The 18,035-nt window shown below is 48.6% G+C and carries 14 protein-coding genes; 6 read left to right on the top strand and 8 right to left on the bottom strand.

Going from position 1 to position 18,035, the window contains the following annotated elements:
• Nucleotides 1-206: 206 nt before the first annotated feature.
• A complete protein-coding gene (locus KEF85_RS15710) occupies nucleotides 207-2,081 on the bottom strand; it encodes a proton-conducting transporter transmembrane domain-containing protein (RefSeq protein WP_215582163.1) in 1,875 nt (624 codons plus the stop codon).
• A complete protein-coding gene (locus KEF85_RS15705; protein WP_215582162.1) occupies nucleotides 2,078-4,672 on the bottom strand; it encodes a YbcC family protein in 2,595 nt (864 codons plus the stop codon). The genes KEF85_RS15710 and KEF85_RS15705 overlap by 4 nt, the downstream gene beginning before the upstream one ends.
• A gap of 688 nt (nucleotides 4,673-5,360) precedes the next feature.
• On the opposite strand from KEF85_RS15705, the gene KEF85_RS15700 reads away from it, so the two are divergent.
• A complete protein-coding gene (locus KEF85_RS15700) occupies nucleotides 5,361-6,983 on the top strand; it encodes a SulP family inorganic anion transporter (protein WP_215582161.1) in 1,623 nt (540 codons plus the stop codon).
• A gap of 210 nt (nucleotides 6,984-7,193) precedes the next feature.
• Here the strand turns inward: KEF85_RS15700 and mltB are convergent, their stop codons facing one another.
• Nucleotides 7,194-8,360, bottom strand: a complete 1,167-nt coding sequence (mltB, locus tag KEF85_RS15695; protein WP_215585195.1) for a lytic murein transglycosylase B — start codon at nucleotides 8,358-8,360, stop codon at nucleotides 7,194-7,196.
• 11 nt (nucleotides 8,361-8,371) lie between these two features.
• Nucleotides 8,372-8,662 (bottom strand): hypothetical protein, encoded by a 291-nt coding sequence (locus tag KEF85_RS15690; protein ID WP_215582160.1) that lies wholly within the window; start codon nucleotides 8,660-8,662, stop codon nucleotides 8,372-8,374.
• A 167-nt stretch (nucleotides 8,663-8,829) separates the two neighbouring features.
• Between KEF85_RS15690 and KEF85_RS15685 the strand changes: the two genes are divergently transcribed.
• On the top strand, nucleotides 8,830-9,021 hold the full coding sequence (locus KEF85_RS15685; protein ID WP_215582159.1) for a DUF1289 domain-containing protein: 192 nt from the start codon (nucleotides 8,830-8,832) through the stop codon (nucleotides 9,019-9,021).
• On the opposite strand, the gene KEF85_RS15680 is transcribed toward KEF85_RS15685, so the two are convergent.
• From KEF85_RS15680 to aroG, 4 genes are all read right to left on the bottom strand, one after another.
• On the bottom strand, nucleotides 9,009-10,490 hold the full coding sequence (locus KEF85_RS15680; protein WP_215582157.1) for a lipopolysaccharide biosynthesis protein: 1,482 nt from the start codon (nucleotides 10,488-10,490) through the stop codon (nucleotides 9,009-9,011). The two genes, KEF85_RS15685 and KEF85_RS15680, sit on opposite strands and share 13 nt — an antisense overlap.
• Nucleotides 10,491-10,566: 76 nt before the next feature.
• Nucleotides 10,567-11,256 carry a tRNA (guanosine(46)-N7)-methyltransferase TrmB gene (gene trmB, locus KEF85_RS15675; RefSeq protein WP_215582156.1) on the bottom strand — a complete coding sequence of 230 codons (690 nt, stop codon included), beginning with the start codon at nucleotides 11,254-11,256 and terminating at the stop codon, nucleotides 10,567-10,569.
• A gap of 31 nt (nucleotides 11,257-11,287) precedes the next feature.
• Entirely contained in the window at nucleotides 11,288-12,265 is a 978-nt protein-coding gene (gene thiS / locus KEF85_RS15670; protein ID WP_215582155.1) for a sulfur carrier protein ThiS, read from the bottom strand.
• Nucleotides 12,266-12,268: 3 nt separating this feature from the next.
• Nucleotides 12,269-13,342, bottom strand: coding sequence for a 3-deoxy-7-phosphoheptulonate synthase AroG (aroG, locus tag KEF85_RS15665; RefSeq protein ID WP_215582154.1), 1,074 nt, complete (start codon nucleotides 13,340-13,342; stop codon nucleotides 12,269-12,271).
• 380 nt (nucleotides 13,343-13,722) lie between these two features.
• Here aroG and KEF85_RS15660 point away from each other — a divergent pair, with 380 nt between their 5' ends.
• The 4 genes from KEF85_RS15660 to KEF85_RS15645 all read left to right on the top strand — a co-directional run bounded on the left by KEF85_RS15660 (nucleotide 13,723) and on the right by KEF85_RS15645 (nucleotide 18,008).
• Nucleotides 13,723-14,517 (top strand): RMD1 family protein, encoded by a 795-nt coding sequence (locus KEF85_RS15660; RefSeq protein ID WP_215582153.1) that lies wholly within the window; start codon nucleotides 13,723-13,725, stop codon nucleotides 14,515-14,517.
• Between the two features lie 405 nt (nucleotides 14,518-14,922).
• Complete coding sequence (locus KEF85_RS15655) at nucleotides 14,923-15,666, top strand: Lcl C-terminal domain-containing protein (RefSeq protein WP_215582152.1); 744 nt, start codon at nucleotides 14,923-14,925, stop codon at nucleotides 15,664-15,666.
• A 1,111-nt stretch (nucleotides 15,667-16,777) separates the two neighbouring features.
• Nucleotides 16,778-17,518, top strand: a complete 741-nt coding sequence (locus tag KEF85_RS15650) for an Lcl C-terminal domain-containing protein (RefSeq protein WP_215582151.1) — start codon at nucleotides 16,778-16,780, stop codon at nucleotides 17,516-17,518.
• A gap of 103 nt (nucleotides 17,519-17,621) precedes the next feature.
• Nucleotides 17,622-18,008, top strand: a complete 387-nt coding sequence (locus KEF85_RS15645; RefSeq protein WP_215582150.1) for a four helix bundle protein — start codon at nucleotides 17,622-17,624, stop codon at nucleotides 18,006-18,008.
• The last annotated feature ends 27 nt before the right edge of the window (nucleotides 18,009-18,035 follow it).

The following is an 18,035-nucleotide window of genomic DNA, read 5'->3' as shown; positions in this document are numbered from 1 at the left end:
TTCGCCGTCAGGCAAGCCACCAAAACTTCGGGGATTACTATAGCCTACATCATTGCGACCAGTAGCCTCGATGCAACGCAGTGGAATCGAGGAGTTCGCAGCGCAGCCTTAAGCAAAGCAGGTTCAGCGGGATTCAATAATGCCCAGTACCGCTTGAACCAAAATCAATAATTTACCCTGAATAATTTCAAATAATGCTAAGCAAATTAACGGCCTGCCTCAACCAGCGAGTTTTCCGTAGGCCGTCCCATACACAGCCGTAAAAATACTCGGGCGGCGGCTATACCGTTGACCACAAAAGCAATGGTAATCGGCAAGGCAAACCAGGGATGGTGCATGCTGGCATGAGAAAGCAACAAATCTTCGCCGATAAAAGCTGGAGTGATAGGAAAGCCTATCAAGCCCAGAAAGCTCAAAAACAGCACTAAGGACAGTTTGGGGCGAGTCTCCGCCATGGCCCGGAACACAAAAGGATTGGCAGCATAGTTTTGGTGTTTCAGCATTTTGGTCAATGCCCATAAGCCTAATAACCAGGCCGGCACAATCCCGCTCAAAAACAACAGGATATTCATGAGGGCCGCTGAATTTAACAGATATACCGAAGCGGCAGCCAATAAACTGCTTAATGCCACAGCATTCCAGACCTTGATGGGGCTGTGTTTGCGACTGAAAGCGCCAAAGGAAACCAGTAACATGACTATGGATACCAGACCGGCATCAATCTGATTAAACTCCGGCATGGTTGAGGTTGACACCACCAAAGCCGTTAAACTCAGAGCCAAGATAATTTGTAAGCGGTAATCAATGCCATTGATTTTAGCACCGATTTTTTTCAAGGGTTCCCAGAGAATTGTGCGTACCAGGCGTTCCAGATTACCTTCCTGTAAGGCAAACACATACAAGGTATTCTGAATAACTTCCGGCAGCGTTGAGCGGATACTCACCGGTAAAAACTGCATTTTTTTGGAGATATCCAAGCCGGTATCAACAGCGCCTTCCTCCCGTAACCTGTGGGCAATAATGGAGGGTGAAACCAATAATTGATAACAGCGTAAGAAAGCATTGCTGACAAAATGCAATAACACCAGAAACTCCAGACCTAAGGCCAGTTCCATGAACATGAAGCCTACCTGAGCAATCGATGAATAAGCAATCTGGCCTTTGATATTGGATTGTGCTCTTACCGAAATACTGGCAATCACCACTGTCAGCAAACCGATGATAAACACGATGATGCGCGGCAATACCCTATAGCTCCAGATCGGCATGGTGCGCAACAACAGAAATACGCCAAGATGGATAGATAGCGCGCCGTAAAATATGGCGCTGGAAGGGGTAGGGCCTTCCATCGCCCGCGGTAACCAGAAACAGAATGGAAATTGGGCGGATTTTCCGGATGCCGCCAGAATGATCAGACCGGACAGTATGGATAACCAAAAATAATCGACATGCGGTAAGGTGCCGGATTGATACATCAAGGCCAGGGCGCTGAAATGCGGACTCTGATGATAAAGAATATGGCTCATCAGTGAACCCAGTAACAAGCCCACATCACACAATCGATAAATGGTATAGGCTCTGAAAGCATTGCGCACCGGTTGTGGCCGATGCCGATAGTAGGCGATCAATAAAAATGAGGAGATACCCACAATCTCCCAGCCGGCAAACAGCATATCGATACTGCCCGACAACACAATCAAATTCAAACCAAATACAAAACCGAAGATAGTCTGAAAAAACCGCTTATAGCCCTGCTCGCGATGCAAATACACCCGGCAATACTTGACTATGATGGCAAATATAGTCCAGATACAAAATAAATAAGCGGCGCCCACTTTATCCAGATAAAACATCACCGGAAAGCTATAACCGGATTGCTCGAACAGGGTAAACCAAGTAAATTCGTACGCAGGAAAACCGGTATAGGCCCATAGTCCCAACAAGGCGAAAATACATATGCCCATGGCATGGCTGAAACCAAAACTGAGGATGGCAATTTTTCTTTCATTGCCATCGCTTAAGAAAATAAACAGTAGAGCCAATAATGGAATAATTTGGCATATCACTAAAAGTTCATTCATGAAACTCTCCCTGACAATACATGGACTGGAATCGCTTTATGGTGACCGAGGATAATTTCTTCGGAGCGGTTGGCGACCTGCGGGATATAATCAGCAGGCAATTCCACATCTTCCCAGCCATTTTTACGGTATAAAAACATATGGCCGGTATCGGGTTCACAGGCCACAAATCTGACCCAGTCATTATCCAGCCACTCTTTCAATCCCCCCAATCTGGCGACAGTCTTGTCGATAACCGCCGTATTTTGGATAACCACTATCAGTAAGCGGGCTGGCTCATGAACTTCAATCGCCTGCTGCGGTAAACCGGTACGCAAATCACCTTCCACCCCATTAGCCACGCCCAACAGACCGATTACGTTATGCGGCAGTTTGCTGCCGGCACCATAGACAGAGTTGTCTATCCGTGAAAACAGGTATTCCAGATTAATACCGCCGCACACCGGAATCACCGCAGACAGGATTCTCAGCAATATATCGCCCTGTACATCAGTTTCCGGCGCATAAGAATGCATAAAAGCCCGGCGATCAATAAACAAATGCCGGGTCACGGCCCTGGGCCCGACTATGGCATAAAGATTATTGGAATGATCCATCTCGGGCCGAGGCTCGAAAATTGAGGAAGCCCGGGAAATAACGTGTTCGTGGGCATCCTTATTGGAGTTGGATTTGGGCGCCAATTCAAACCAGCGGCAGCGTTCACGGGCATTCCGTAATAGCGCATGCTGCATATCCTGTTTAAATTTATGCAAACCGGGAGCGGGGTGCTGGGCAAGTTCGTGTTGGTCAAAATAAGTGATTTCGTCGCGGCTGGTATTGTGCAGAGCCGAAATAAAGCGGGTCGTGTCGGGAATATCAATACTCTGATTTCGCAACAGCACCCGCACTTCTTCGCGGTTAGCCATCCAGGCAAAAGCCCGGGCGTTGGGCGACCCCGGTTTACTGGCGCAAGCCCCGCAATCATAGGCCGCAAATAAAGGATTGTTAACACTGCTGGAGCCATGCGCGATGACGACGACCAAAGGTGCAAAATTTTGGGTCAGGCCGATATTGCGTAATAAACCACCAACCCGGTCAGCCATTTCCTGAAAGGAAAAGCCTAATAAGTGACCATCTTCATTAGTCTCTTCATTTTCCCGCAACAAATGCAGATGGCTATGAGCTTCCACTTCGCCCAGACTTTTAATGCGCGGCAGTTTTGAACTGGGCCGGAATACATTCCAGGCCATTTTTAACGCATAACCAATGCCGATCAACTGAGAATATAACCAGTCCCGCAACATGGTATGCTTGGAAAAATGGATGTTATCAAAACCGGCTTTCTGGGTTTTTTTCTCAGTCGCAGGTTTTGCGCTGGCTTCACGGATCAAATGTTTGGGGGTTATCACAATCGGACACTGGGCAACCGGATAAGCATCATCCATACCCTGATAATAAAAATCGATGCCAAAAAAACCAGCCATACCAAAGGTTTCAATGGCAGGATTAATTTCTTCCAGATAACGACGAATAGAACATTCCCGTTCATCAATACAAAAAAATGCCTGCGCTTCGGGTATGGGTTTGGCTGCTGTTTCCGGCGGCTTTGCGGCGGGTAATTGGGTCTTGATGGCCGCCAGCAATTCAACATACATAGACCATTCCCAAGCCTCATGCCAGACCCTCAAGCGTAACGGAATATTGGGTTGCAACACGTCACCGTGCAGCAGCGGAATGCCGTGGAGATTCGGCAGTTCAGAAACAGTCAAGAAGCCCTCGCCCTTTCTTTTTTGGACGATAGCCAGTTCACAAAGCAGCTCGACAGCCAAGGTTTCTTTCAAAGTCACTTTGCGCCTAAACAGCAAACTCTTTGGATTTCGTTCCACTATTCTGACCATGCCAGACCAGCCGGGATGAGCCAGCATCATTTCCAGCAGATACTGTTCATATAGCGCTTCGCTACCGGTAATTTTTGCCAAGCAAGTCAGAATAATTTCATCCAGGCTTTTATCCAGCAATTCGGTAACAACCGGCTCATTAAACGGATACAAGGGTACCAGGCTGTTTTGAGTCAGGCGTTTGAAAACCTCCCAAAAGCTTTCACCTTCTTTGGGTAATAGCCAATGGCTGATGCCTTGATCCAGAAAACCAGCCAGTAATCGAAATAAAATAGGGTGCGCCAAGGAATTGAGATCCACTTCCACGCGGGTAAGCCAAGTATTACGAATACCATGACTGGCCAAAGCCACCGGCGGATAATGACCAGCCTTATTGACTTCAAACAGCGTTGCCCGGATTTCATGTTGTTGCTCGTGGCTACAGCCGGTTTGGGCCAGAGCCCAATCGATGCCGTGATTTCTGATCCGGCCGTCAGCATACATTTGCTGGTAGTCTTCCAGCGGTAAATAACTAAGTGCCCCGTAAAGCTTGCCGGCTACCGATACAGCTTCATGATAAGAAAGATGCTGAAAAGCCTCTAAGGTATTGTGATAAACAAAATCCTTGATCGGCGCCTGAGTAGGCAGCCAGGGAGCCAAATAGTTTATGCAGGCATCCAGATCGAAAGCATTCGCTTCGGGTTGGTGATTTTGATTCAGTCTCTGACTCGTCATGTGAGTTGTTTTAAACCTCGGTAGTAAAGAAGGCTTTTTCTATAGAAAAACAAGATTTTTACTATATATTGATCAAATTAAGCATAACTCATGCCTAACTATAAAGCATTGATTTTAATGAGAAGGCAAAATAATAGAAGTTGTAATTGGTGGAATTGCTGAACTGCACCGGTTTATTTGCACCAATGTAAGGCTGAGGACGATCAATCCGGTTGTTGTTTTCAGGCTGGTCTATGCTAATTAGCCATATTGTGGATGCCGTTGCGGTCTATAAACCTTGTGTATGGCGTTATAACAGGCCTGGTATTTTGTGTTTGCTAACAAATCAGCGCCCATTAAACACAGCTGGTTTTAGGGTATGCCAAACGCAGTGCAGCGCATCATTCGCAGCTAAACACCTGTTAAAAAAGGGTCATACCAGCTTATCCAGAGCAATACTATATTTTGGCGACAATGAAATTGGTGGTCAATCAATTCGCTGCCTGTTTGATACGCTTGAGTAAAACCGGGTCCGGTTTATATAAACCATTTTGGCGGTGCTTATAAACCAAAATACCTTGTTTTATCTGACTGACATCGGTTCAACCAATACTAGAAAGCAGTCAGAATCCTATATACGTCAGAATTTTAAGAAATGGCACATTTTTCGCAGTGATATAGCTTTCAACAGCGTAACGAGAGAGAATACATGTCCACTATATCTCAAACTGAATTGCCGAAAACCGGCATACCTGGACTCATCGAAAACTGGCGAAGCGATTTACTTTCCGGTTTTCTGGTGTTCCTGATTGCATTGCCGCTTTGTTTGGGTATTTCGATAGCTTCAGGTTTCCCTCCCATATCCGGTATTATTACCGCCATTATCGGTGGCTTGCTGGTATCCAGACTTAGCGGATCTTATGTAACCATTAACGGCCCGGCGGCCGGTTTGATAGTGGTGATACTGGATGCTGTGCAATCTTTGGGTCATGGCGATAATGTTGCCGGTTATCATTTGACATTGGCCGCCATAGTCATTGCCAGTGTCCTGCAAATCCTGCTGGGCGTTTTCAAGGCCGGTAAACTGAGTGCCTTTTTTCCATCATCCGTGGTGCACGGCATGCTGGCGGCTATCGGTATCATCATCATGGCCAAACAGGTGCATGTGTTACTGGGTGTTAAACCCCAGGCCAAAAGCTTATTGGGCGTGATTGGCGAAATTCCGCATTCTTTCTCGGTTTTGAATCCAGAAATAGCCCTGATCGGTTTCAGCGGCTTGTTATTGCTGATCGGCTGGACCTACATCAAAAACACTAAAATCAAAATGATTCCGGCGCCATTGCTGGTGGTGTCATTGGGTTTGATATTGGGTGGATATTTTGATATCGATAATGCCCATGAATACTTGGTGTTTGATAAAAACTTCACTATGGGGCCCAATTTTTTGGTATCAGTTCCTGATAATTTTTTTGCCGGCTTTACCTTTCCGGATTTCTCCAAAATTGCCGAACTGGAATTCTGGATTGCAGTGATTACCATCTGGCTGGTGGGCAGCCTGGAAACTTTGTTAAGCGCCACTGCCGTTGACAAGCTGGACGTTTACAAACGTAATGCTAATTTGAACAAAGACTTGACTGCGGTGGGCATTGGTAATCTGATTGCAGGTTCAATTGGCGGCTTGCCGATGATTGCCGAAATTGTGCGGAGTTCAGCCAACGTTAACAACGGTGCCAAAACCGGTTGGGCCAATTTCTTTCATGGCTTGTTTTTATTGATCTTTGTCGCCTTATTCCCAAAATTGATCCATGAAATCCCATTAACCGCGCTGGCTGCCTTACTGGTATTTACCGGATTCCGACTGGCTTCACCAAAAGAATTTGCCAAAACCCTGTCGATCGGTATTGATAACTTCGCTGTGTTTGTCATTACCATCGTCGGCGTACTGGCCACCGATTTGCTGGTTGGTGTCATCATCGGCATTATTGCCGAATTGCTGATTCATCTGGCGCGTGGTCTGAAGTTTAGTAATGTTTTCAAACTGGCTTATCACGTCAACCAAACTGATGAAAATACCTATCATATCGAAGTCAGTGGCGCGGCAGTATTCTCAAACTACATTGCTATCAAAAGCCTGTTAGCCGAGTTTCCTGAGCATAAAACCGTCTACTTTGATTTGACTGAAGTGGAATTGATAGACCATACCGTAATGGAGTTTATCTACCATTTCGCCGAAGATTACAAACAAAACGGTGGCAAATGTGAAATTCTCGGTCTGAATAATCACGAAGGTTATTCCGCTCACCATCTGGCGGCGCGGCGTAAAATAGCCTGATGCCATACGGCCCAGACTGGTATTAAACAGCTCCGGGCCGTAAGCTGACCAGGTAGAGTGGATTCGCCGCCAGGCAATCCACCAAAACTGCTATCGCGAACAATCGCCAATTAATCGAAGACTTATAGGATGCTGCCGACGCAACGAGGCGCATCAGTCGGGTTTCAAGTCCCAGGCAGCAGTTATTAGCCCTATCCCGTCTCCAACAAACTAAATTTGCCGGTATCCCTTTTTTATTGCCTGTGCCAATTCATGCACCGCCATCACATAATGTGTGCTGTGGTTATAACGGCTAATCACGTAAAAATTGGGATGTCCCAGCAGATATTGATCGTGGCTGCTATGGCGTAGCCACAATAAGTGCAGCGGATAAACACAATCGCACTGATCCACTGGGGCCACACCCGCCTGATTCAGCGTGAGCAAGGGATAACTATGATCTATACCCGGTTCCAGATTATCGATACCGGCATAACTGCCCTGGGTAGGGCTAACCACCGGCTTATCGGTTTGCCAGCCGTGTTGGGCAAAATAATTGGCAATACTGCCGATAGCATCCTCAGGATTCCATAAGTCGCGGTGGCCATCACCGTTAAAATCAACCGCCCATTGCCGGAAACTACTGGGCATAAACTGGCCCAGTCCCATGGCACCGGCAAACGAACCAACGGGTTTGGCAGGATCTATGCCTTCGTTGGCGCTCATCAGCAAAAAGTTTTCCAATTCACTGCGAAAATACTCGCCCCGGCGCTGATAATCAAAAGCCAGCGTGGTCAAAGCATCGATAATCCGGTGATTGCCAACATTGGCGCCATATGATGTTTCTACACCCATAATGCCGAGAATATATTCAGCAGGTACACCATATTGCTGACTGGCGCGTTGCAAAGCGGATTGATGCTTTTGCCAAAAGGCGATGCCGCTGTTGATATGCCGCTCATCCAGAAATTGCGCTCGATACTTGGTCCAGCCGCCTGGTGCCGGCTTGCCCTTCAGAGCATGATCGGATTTACTCAAATAATCCAGCGTCCATTGTTTACGCTTGGCTTGCGAAAACAGGCCTTGCAGATATTCCCGCTTAAGCCCATGTTTTTGGTGCATCTCGTCAATAAACTGGTTCAAGGCGGGATAACCGGCATAATCGCCCGTCAAAGTCGGCGCATAATAGTTGCCCGGCAGCGATTTTTGATTTTGCCCGGCAATTGCACTGGTTTGTTGGGCTGGTTTTAAAGGTACAGGCTGTTGTTCCCGGCTCAGTTTTTGCGGCTGGCCGGCACAGCCTGCCAGCAACTGCCAGAGCAGGCAACAAGCTATTTTGTGCTGGGTCTTGCTAAATAATTTGGCCTGGTCTGGCCGTGCAGACTGCCTGAAAATCATCACACTCAATCTCAAGGTTTAGCAGGTACTTCCGCTGGTTTACTTGCCGGTGCCGGCACTTCTGTGGTTGATTGCAGACTCTGCAAACGGCTTGCCCTGGCTTTTTCCTGTTTTAATTCCTTGTTACCTTCACCAAACATGACCATGCCGACCATAAATATCAGCGCGGCTATCATCGCCACCGGCAAGCGACCAGGCTTATCCATCCACAACAAAATCCATTTCGGTTTGATCATGCCGATAATCAGCACAATACCTGACAAAATCAATACGTTAAAGCTATAGTAAATAAGGGTGTTCATTTGGTTGCGTCTATTAAGCCGAGAGTAAAAAATACAGAGCCGCTATTATTAACATGTGATCGTTGTGAGTAAACAAAAATTACACTCTTTTTTTGTCGAGCCGTTGGGCGGCGGTTGATTTTGCGCTATAGTCGCCCACTTTTAATCATCCGCTGGTTTGCTGAATTATGTCAGAGATATTTGATAACACCGTGCCATCACCGTGTATAGCTTATTGCTGTGTCGACGACCAGCAAATTTGCCAGGGTTGTTTCAGAAGTCTGGCAGAGATAGCCGCGTGGTCGGCTGCAGACCGTCAGACACGCTTAACGATTGTCGAAAATGCAAAGCGCCGGGCAGACGATGCTCAGGCGCTATGACGGCGTTTGAGCAAAGGCCGGATGTCCAGCACCAGAACCACCAGTAAATACAGGGTCAAACCCAGGCTGGCGCACAGCCACACATTCCAGGCCTGCTGCTGTTGCAGGTATTGCTTGCCAAAATACAGCCCTAAAGCCAGCAGCAGATAAAAACTGATTTTGCCTAGCGGGTAGTCGATTGGGTAATAGTGGCGGCCCAGCAGCCAGGATACACACATCATAAAGCCGTAACAGGCCAGCGTGGCCCAGGCCGAACCCAGATAACCCCAGCGCGGGATCAGGATAATGTTCAGGCCTATGGTCAGGCCCGCCCCGGCCAAAGCTACCCAGGCGCCCAAACCGGTTCGATAGCTGAGTTTATACCAGACCGATAAATTGATATAGATGCCCAGGCACAAATTAGCCAACAGCAATATCGGCACCACACCCAGACCGGCGCGAAATTCGGCGCCGATAAAATACTGAAAAAAATCCAGGCATAAACTGACTAATAAGAAAATGAAAATTCCGGCGATCACAAAATACTGCATCACCAGAGCATAAGCATGTTTGGCATCGGCACGCCCGGCATAGCTGAAAAAAAACGGCTCACCGGCATAACGGAAAGCCTGAACAAATAGGCTCATTAAAATAGACAGCTTGTAACAGGCCCCATAAATACCCAGCATTTTCAAATTTGTCGCCAGATCGTAAGGCAGTAATAGTTTAAGGATGGCGCGATCCAACATTTCGTTAACCATACCGGCAAAGCCGATAATCACCATCGGCAGCGAGTATCCCAGCATAGGCCGCAGAATGCCGGGGGCAGGGCGCAAACGAATGCCGCGAAACTCAGGTAGTAACAGCAAAAACTTGATGATGCTGGCCAGCAGATTGGCCAGAAAGATATAGGCTACGCCTTGCTGGGGATGGTAATAGGCAGCAAGCGGAGACTCTGGCCAGGCAGCCAATAATTTTGGGCAAAGCACCAAAAAAAACAGATTCAGAGCAATTGTAATAAAAATTTCCGCCAGTTTAATGCCGGCAAAACGCCAGGCCCGGTGTTCGGCGCGTAGTTTGGCAAACGGCAGGGCGGTACTGGCATCTATAGCCAGGATACCGGCAAAACAGAGCAAATATTCCGGATGTTGCGGATAGTGCAGCCAGTCGGCCAATGCTTGCCGCCAGATCAGCACCGCACAGAAAAATATCACATTGAACAGGCTTAAAAAACCCAGGGCGCTGCCGTAAATGGCCTGAGTGTCAAATTCGGCGTTCTGCCGGAAACGGAAATAGCCGGTTTCCAATCCCAGCACCAGCACTACTGCCAGGAATCCGGCATAGGCATAAAACTCGGATACCACGCCGTATTCACCGGTAGAAAAAGTGTAGGTATACAGCGGTACCAGCAGATAATTAAGAAAGCGGCCGACAATACTGCTCAGGCCGTAAATAGCGGTTTGGGAAACAAGTTTGCGGAGCTGGTTCACGCCTGGGGTTCCTGCCGTGGGTTGCCGGGGATCAGGGGGCCGGTTGCGGAGTACCCTGAGCGAATAATAGCAGCTGTTAAATCTTCCGGAAAATCAAATCCCATACCCCATGGCCCAATTTCAGGCCCCGGTTTTCAAACTTGGTAAGTGGCCGATAATCAGGGCGGGGGCAATAGTCCCGGCTGGGGCTGCTGTTTTGTAAACCCTGGCCGGCAGAGAGTATGCCCAGCATATCTTTGGCATAATGCGCCCAGTCAGTTGCCGCGTGAAAATAACCGCCGACTCGCAGTTTTTGATTGAGCAATTCCACAAAACTGGGCCGGACAATGCGGCGTTTGTGATGGCGGCGTTTTTGCCAGGGGTCGGGGAAAAACAGGTGCACGCCGCTGATGCTGTGATCAGGAATTTTTTGTTCCAGAATTTCAATGGCATCATGATGGTAAATCCTGACATTGCTGATATTGCGCTCCGCCAGTAACATCAGCAGGTGGCCCACCCCAGGTCGGTGCACTTCTATGCCCAGATAATTCAGCTCAGGATTGGCCGCCGCCATATCGGCCAGACTGCTGCCGTTGCCAAAGCCGATTTCTACAATCAGCGGCGCACTGCGACCAAACACCTGTTCGGCATCAAAATCGGCTGAGATCGGCAGGCAATAGCTTTGCCAATGCGTTTCCAGGGCCTGCTTTTGTCCGGCGGTGGCCCGGCCTTGACGACGGATAAAGCTGCGGATTTTGGCCGGGTCGATTTTTAAGGAGTCTGGCATTGCTGGAACTAGGGCTGTTGTCCGGTTAAGACTATAAAAATAAACCGTCTATCGGTGATGAAGCCGAGGCAAAGCGTTTGCGCGGCATCCGGCCGGCCAGATAAGCTTCGCGGCCTGCTTCTATGCCTTTGCGCATGGCTGAAGCCATCAACACCGGGTTTCTGGCGGCAGCAATCGCGGTATTCATCAGAACCCCGTCGCAGCCCAATTCCATGGCAATGGCGGCATCAGAAGCCGTGCCGACGCCGGCATCCACCAGAATCGGCACTTTAGCGTTTTCGACGATAGTCAAAATATTGTACGGGTTACGGATACCCAGCCCGGAACCGATAGGCGCGGCCAGCGGCATCACCGCTACGCAGCCGATATCTTCCAAGCGTTTGGCGGCTATAGGATCATCATTGGTATAAACCATGACATCAAAACCATCTTTAACCAGTAATTCAGCGGCGCCAAAGGTTTCCGCCACATCGGGAAACAGGGTTAACTGATCGGCCAGCACTTCCAGTTTCACCAGATTATGCCCACCCAACAGTTCCCTTGCCAGACGGCAGGTTCTTACCGCTTCATCAGCGGTATAACAGCCGGCGGTATTGGGCAGGATGGTGTATTTATCCGGCGATATTACATCCAGCAGATTGGGTTCACCGGGGTTTTGGCCGATATTGGTACGGCGGATAGCCACGGTGACGATTTCAGCACCGCTGGCTTCAATAGCCAGCCGGGTTTCTTCCAGATCTTTATACTTGCCGGTACCCACCAGTAACCGCGAAGTGTAGTGTTTGCCGGCCAGAGTAAAATAATCAGCTTGACCGCCGCCAATGGCCTGAACAATTTCCAGGCGATCAGCATCATGCAGGTATTGGCTGTTGTGCTGGTTAAAAGGCAGGATTTCTTTATTCAATTCCACGGCAATACGTTTGCCGGTCAAGCCCAAATCTGCTATTACCTGGGCTACAGTTGTGTGTTCCGCGTATTCGCGGCTGTCGCCATTGACCTGTATTTTCATGCTTTAAACCTTGCTGTGTGCGCGGCGCTGCCGAACGGCTGCGGCCATATCGTCTAATAATTTGCTGCTGTCTTGCCAGCCCAGGCAGGCATCGGTAATACTTTGCCCAAAAACCAGCGGCTTGCCTTCTTCAACATCCTGGCGACCGGCCACCAGATGGCTTTCAACCATGGCGCCGATGATGCGGATATCGCCGTTGGCGATTTGTCCGGCCACATCCTGGGCCACATGCATTTGGCGTTCGAATTTTTTCTGGCAATTGGCATGACTGAAATCAATCATGATATTGGCGGGTAAGCCGGCTTTTTGCAGGCCTTCCGCCACCTGGTCTACACTGACCTCATCATAATTAGGCCGGTTGTTGCCGCCTCTGAGGATAATGTGGACATCTTCGTTGCCACGGGTGGAAAAAATCGCCGATTTGCCGTCTTTGGCTACCGAGAGAAAATGGTGTGGACTCATTGCCGCATTAATCGCGTCTATGGCAATCTTAATGCCGCCGTCAGTGGCATTTTTAAAGCCTACCGGACAGGACAGGCCTGAAGCCAATTCCCGGTGCACCTGGCTTTCGGTGGTTCTGGCACCGATGGCACCCCAGGAAATCAGATCGGAAACATATTGCGGCGTGATTAAATCCAGATATTCGGTAGCAGCCGGTACCCCTAGATTGTTGACATCAAGCAATACCTGACGGGCCAGACGCAAGCCTTTGTTAATGTCAAAACTTGAGTTCAGATCGGGATCGTTGATTAAACCTTTCCAGCCCACTGTGGTACGGGGTTTTTCAAAATAAACCCGCATCACAATCAGCAGGTCAGCCTGTAAGCTATCACTGATCTGTTTAATCCGTTTGGCGTATTCCACGGCGGCCTGAGGATCGTGAATCGAACAAGGGCCTATCACCACCAGCAAACGGTCATCTGTACCGTTTAGAATATTGTGTATGGCAGCGCGAGTTTTTAAAATAGTCGCCGCAGCCGTTTCAGTCATGGGAATTTCATCGTGAACCTGAATCGGGGCAACCACTTCTTTGGTTTCGCATATTCTTAAATCATCGGTGTTATAGTTGCTTGGCATGACACAGGGTAATATGTTCTGAAATTAATGGTATAAACGAGCATTTTAACTGTTTTACAGCAGTGGTGTTATCTCTTGCCTATCAAATTTTGTTTTCGGACGGTTTGGTCAGGGTGGCAGAGAGCCATCAGCGCGGTAATAGTGGATTAGCTGTAACTCTCTTAAGAAACACATTGTTTCTTCGGCCCGACTTGCGGCTTTAGCCGATTATTATGCTATTCAGTGTCCAAGTATCCCTTGAAAAACAGGTAGTCGAAGGATGTACTAAACGCAGCGTAGTGCATCATTTTCAGGCTAACCAATTGTTAAAAAAGGCTAATACAATGTTGCACGGAATAATTACGATTAGCTTTTGTTTTTAAGGTCTGGAGTAGATCAATATGTCACAGAATCGAGCAATTAATCACTGTCTGACTGTGTGTTTGGCGCAATCTTTCCGTTTTCCGGAATTGCGGGAAAAATTGCTGGATACCACTCGTGCCCAGGTATTCAGAAATGCTTTGATCCTGGATTATAAGGATGGCTGTTCTATCGTGTTTTCCTATGGTGTCGTGGTGCACTGGAATATCAGCCTGGATGAACGTCGCGCCTTGCAGGCCTTATTGCTGGAATATGCAGTAAAACCTGACAGTAATCCCCAGGAAGATAATTTTAGTTATGAAATCGGCTGTGAGCACGACCGGTTTCAGCATGATCATATCGAGTTACGCTCCGGGGATGTCAAAGTGCTGCTGGCCATGTCTCATGCCATGGCTCAATCCATTAAACTGGCGGCCTTCGAAGGCAATGCCATCGATACCATACACGCCACCAGCCATTTGCCGGAATCCCTGGCGCGGGATGGTAAAATCAAACTTAACCGCAAGGCCATGGCAAAAATTCGCGGTCAGCTGTTTTTGACCAAAAGTGACATCATTCTTAATTATGACCTGCTGGATACCCCAGAGTTTTTTTGGGAACACCCCGAATACCAGGGTATTTATTCTTTGGCGGCCAATTATCTGGAAATTCGTCAGCGTACCGATGTGTTGTCTAAAAAACTGGAAACCATACATGAATTGTTGGAAATGCTGGCAGATGAGCAAAAGCATCTGCATTCATCCATTTTGGAATGGATCATTATCTGGCTGATTGCCGTGGAAATTGGTATGTCGATTTTCGGCAAAATGCTTTAAGCAAGAAAACTTGTAGCTACTCAACGTTGGGCGGGTTAGCGGCGCACACCCCATCAACCCCACTCTAAAAAGGCCATATAACTTTGATAAGTGGCCGGCCATATGCTAATGTTGACTAGCTACCTAAAATAGTGCTAATAAGCCCTAATAGTCCACCAATGTTATATTGACGGATACCGCGGAGGATGTGCTGAACGAAGTGATGCGCATCAATCGCGCACGATACGCTTCCAGAGTTGGCACCTAATAAGATTGGGTGGCCCAATGGGTAATCATCCGTCAATATACATTGGCCTATACTTAACTATAGGCGTACTTCAATCTAGAGACCAGCCTAGCGCTGGAGGTTTCAAATGTCGTACCCAGTCATTAACAAGCTGAAACATAAACGCTAAGGAGTAATACATGCCACACGGAAAAACTCTATTGACCGCCAGCCTGCTGCTCAGTCTCACCGGTCTCAATGCCAACGCCACCTTAACCACCACCGCCGGCGGTTTAGGAATTTACGACAGCGGCCTCAATGCCACCTGGACCCAGGATGCCAATCTGATAGGTACATGGGAAGGCGCATATCAATCCACCAGCTACAATAATATAGTCACCGCCATTATCAATGCCAGCGGCGGCGTGGTTCATGACACTCCCAATGGTTTTGATCCCACCGGAACCTACACCTTAAGTGCTGCGGATTTCGGCAGTGGCGGCCTGGTAGACTGGTGGGCTGGTCTTGCCTTTGTAAATTACCTGGATATCCAGCATTACGGCGGCTCCAGCCATTGGGCCTTGCCCACGACTCCCGAAATTGATGCATCAATTGGTTACAACCAAACCAGCAGTCAGCTAGGTGAACTGTTTTACAACGAACTGGGTGGCACAGCGGGCAGTTCAATTCCTTCAGGCCCGTTCAGCAATGTGCAATCCTATGCGTACTGGTCTGGTACGGAGTATGCGGCTGATCCTCACTACGCATGGGGCTTCGATACCGGCGATGGCAACCAGGGCCTCAACGGTAAGGTCATCCAGTTTTACGCATGGGCAGTCAGCCCCGGCAATGTTGCCGCCGTACCGGAACCCAATATAATCTGGTTGTTTGGCACTGGCTTGTTAGGTTATCTTGGCTTAAAGCGACGCGGCAACATTGGGTAATTAGTCATGTAGGGTGGCTTCGCCGCCAGGCAAGCCGCCAAAACTTCTAGGGTGTTTAGCTATCCCAAAAACACCCAGCGCAACCGGCAACCATAGCCGGCATCATCGCCACCCGTAGCCTCGATGCAACGCAGTGGAATCGAGGAATTCGCAGCGCAGCCTTAATCAAACCAGCGTCAGCGGAATTCACCAATGCCCACCACCGCTTCAACCAAAATCAGCTATCAACACAAACACAGCCTTAATCAAAGCCACCCGTAGCCTCGATGCAACGCAGTGGAATCGAGGAATTCGCAGTGCAGCCTTAATCAAACCAGCGTCAGCAGACTTCACCAATGCCAATCACCGCTTCAACCAAAATCAACTGCAAACACCAACATAACCTTAATCAAAACGACCGCCAGTAGGGTGGCTTAGCCGCCAGGCAAGCCACCAAAATTTCGCAAGTACAGAGTGTTTAGCTATCGGGCAACCATAACCCGCATCATCGCGACCCGTAGCCTCGATGCAACGTAGTGGAATCGAGGGGTTCGCAGCCTAGCCTTAATCAAAGTAAGGTCAGCGGAATTCAACTATGTCCCGTACCGCATGAAGCCAAAGCAACTTGATACCTGCACCCTAGATCCGCGTAGCTACATCGAGGCTATGTTATACGGTCTTGTGCCGTTTTTAGGAAGTGCTGAACGCAGTGATGCGCATCAATCGCGAACCATGCCTTTCAGAGTCGTTACATACTCTAGCGCTGCCGTCAAAGTAATGTTGGTCAACCACTAGGCTACGAATTAGATCGGCAAGGGCATCTGGTGCATTTCTAACCCGCCCTGCAGTCCTGTTAGGGTAGTAAGAGGCAAAACAGGTCATAAAAAAGGATTGATTAATAGCGGGCAATATGCTATTTTTAAAATGCGTACAATTAGCCCCTAGCCCCTAGCCCCTAGCCCCTAGCCCCTAGCCCCTAGCCCCTAGCCCCTAGCCCCTAGCCCCTAGCCCCTAGCTATAACTTAACTTATATAGAAGTGTGCTTAAGTCTAGAGACCAACCTAGCGCTGGAGGTTTCAAATGTCGTGCCTAGTCACTAACAAACTGAAACATAAACGCTAAGGAGTAATACATGCCACACGGAAAAACTTTATTGACTGCCAGCCTGCTGTTCAGTCTCACCAGCCTCAATGCCCAAGCTACATTGACCACCACCGCCGGTGGTTTAGGGATTTACGACAGCGGCCTCAATGCCACCTGGACCCAGGACGCCAATCTATTAGGCACTTGGGAAGGGGCTTATCAATCTACCAGCTACACTAATATTGTGACTGCCATCATCAATGCCAGCGGCGGCGTGATTCATGACACCCCCAATGCTTATGATAATGGCACTTACACCCTGACTGCTGCGGATTTCGGCAATGGCGGCACGGTAGACTGGTGGGCTGGGCAGGCTTTTGTGAATTACCTGGATACCCAGCATTACGCTGGTTCCAGTCATTGGGCTTTACCCACCACTCCAGATAACGATGCATCAATTGGTTACAACCAAACCAGCAGTCAGCTAGGTGAACTGTTTTACAACGAACTGGGTGGCACAGCAGGCAGCTCCATCCCCTCAGGCCCGTTCAGCAATGTTCAAGCCTCTGTGTACTGGTCTGGTACGGAGTATGCGTCCACTCCTTACTACGCATGGAACTTCAATACCTACAGTGGCAACCAGAACTACACCAGTAAGCTCAACCAGTTTTACGCATGGGCAGTCAGCCCCGGCAATGTTGCCGCCGTGCCGGAACCCAATATAATCTGGTTGTTTGGCACTGGCTTGTTAGGTTATCTTGGCTTAAAGCGACGCGGCAACATTGGGTAATTCGATTATTAGGGTGATTCGACCCTTTTGGGGGTCAAGGGGGCGATAGCCCCCTTGAGATTTTTTTTGGGGTAATGGTCAGTCTGCTAGCTTAAGGAAAGGAATGGCGCGTTACGAACACCTGCCGATTTACCGCGATGCCTTAAATCTGGCGGTGCATTTTGAAAAAATCGTCGCCAATTTTAGCCGTTACCACAAATACACCCTGGGTAGTGAGCTACGCAATGCCAGCCGTAAAACCGTAACCCTGATTATCCAGGCCAATAACCAAAGTGATAAACAGCAGGCTTTAGGCACCTTGCGCGATCAACTTGAAGAACTGCTGTTATTAGTCAGGATAGCCAAGGAAGCCCAGGCTTTCAAAAGTTTTAATGCCTACAGCCACGTCGTGGAACTGACGGCAAAAGTTTGCAGACAGAACGAGGGCTGGCTGAAAAGCCAAAGTCAGTCCCCGCAGAAAAAGCCGGACAAAAGCGCCAGAATGCGCTGACCGTAAAATCGTCAGCACAGCGAGCCG

This window comes from Methylomonas paludis (genome assembly GCF_018734325.1).
Lineage (GTDB): Bacteria > Pseudomonadota > Gammaproteobacteria > Methylococcales > Methylomonadaceae > Methylomonas > Methylomonas paludis.
The sequence above is the reverse complement of the archived record's forward strand: the minus strand, read 5'-3'. Positions and strand labels throughout refer to the sequence as shown.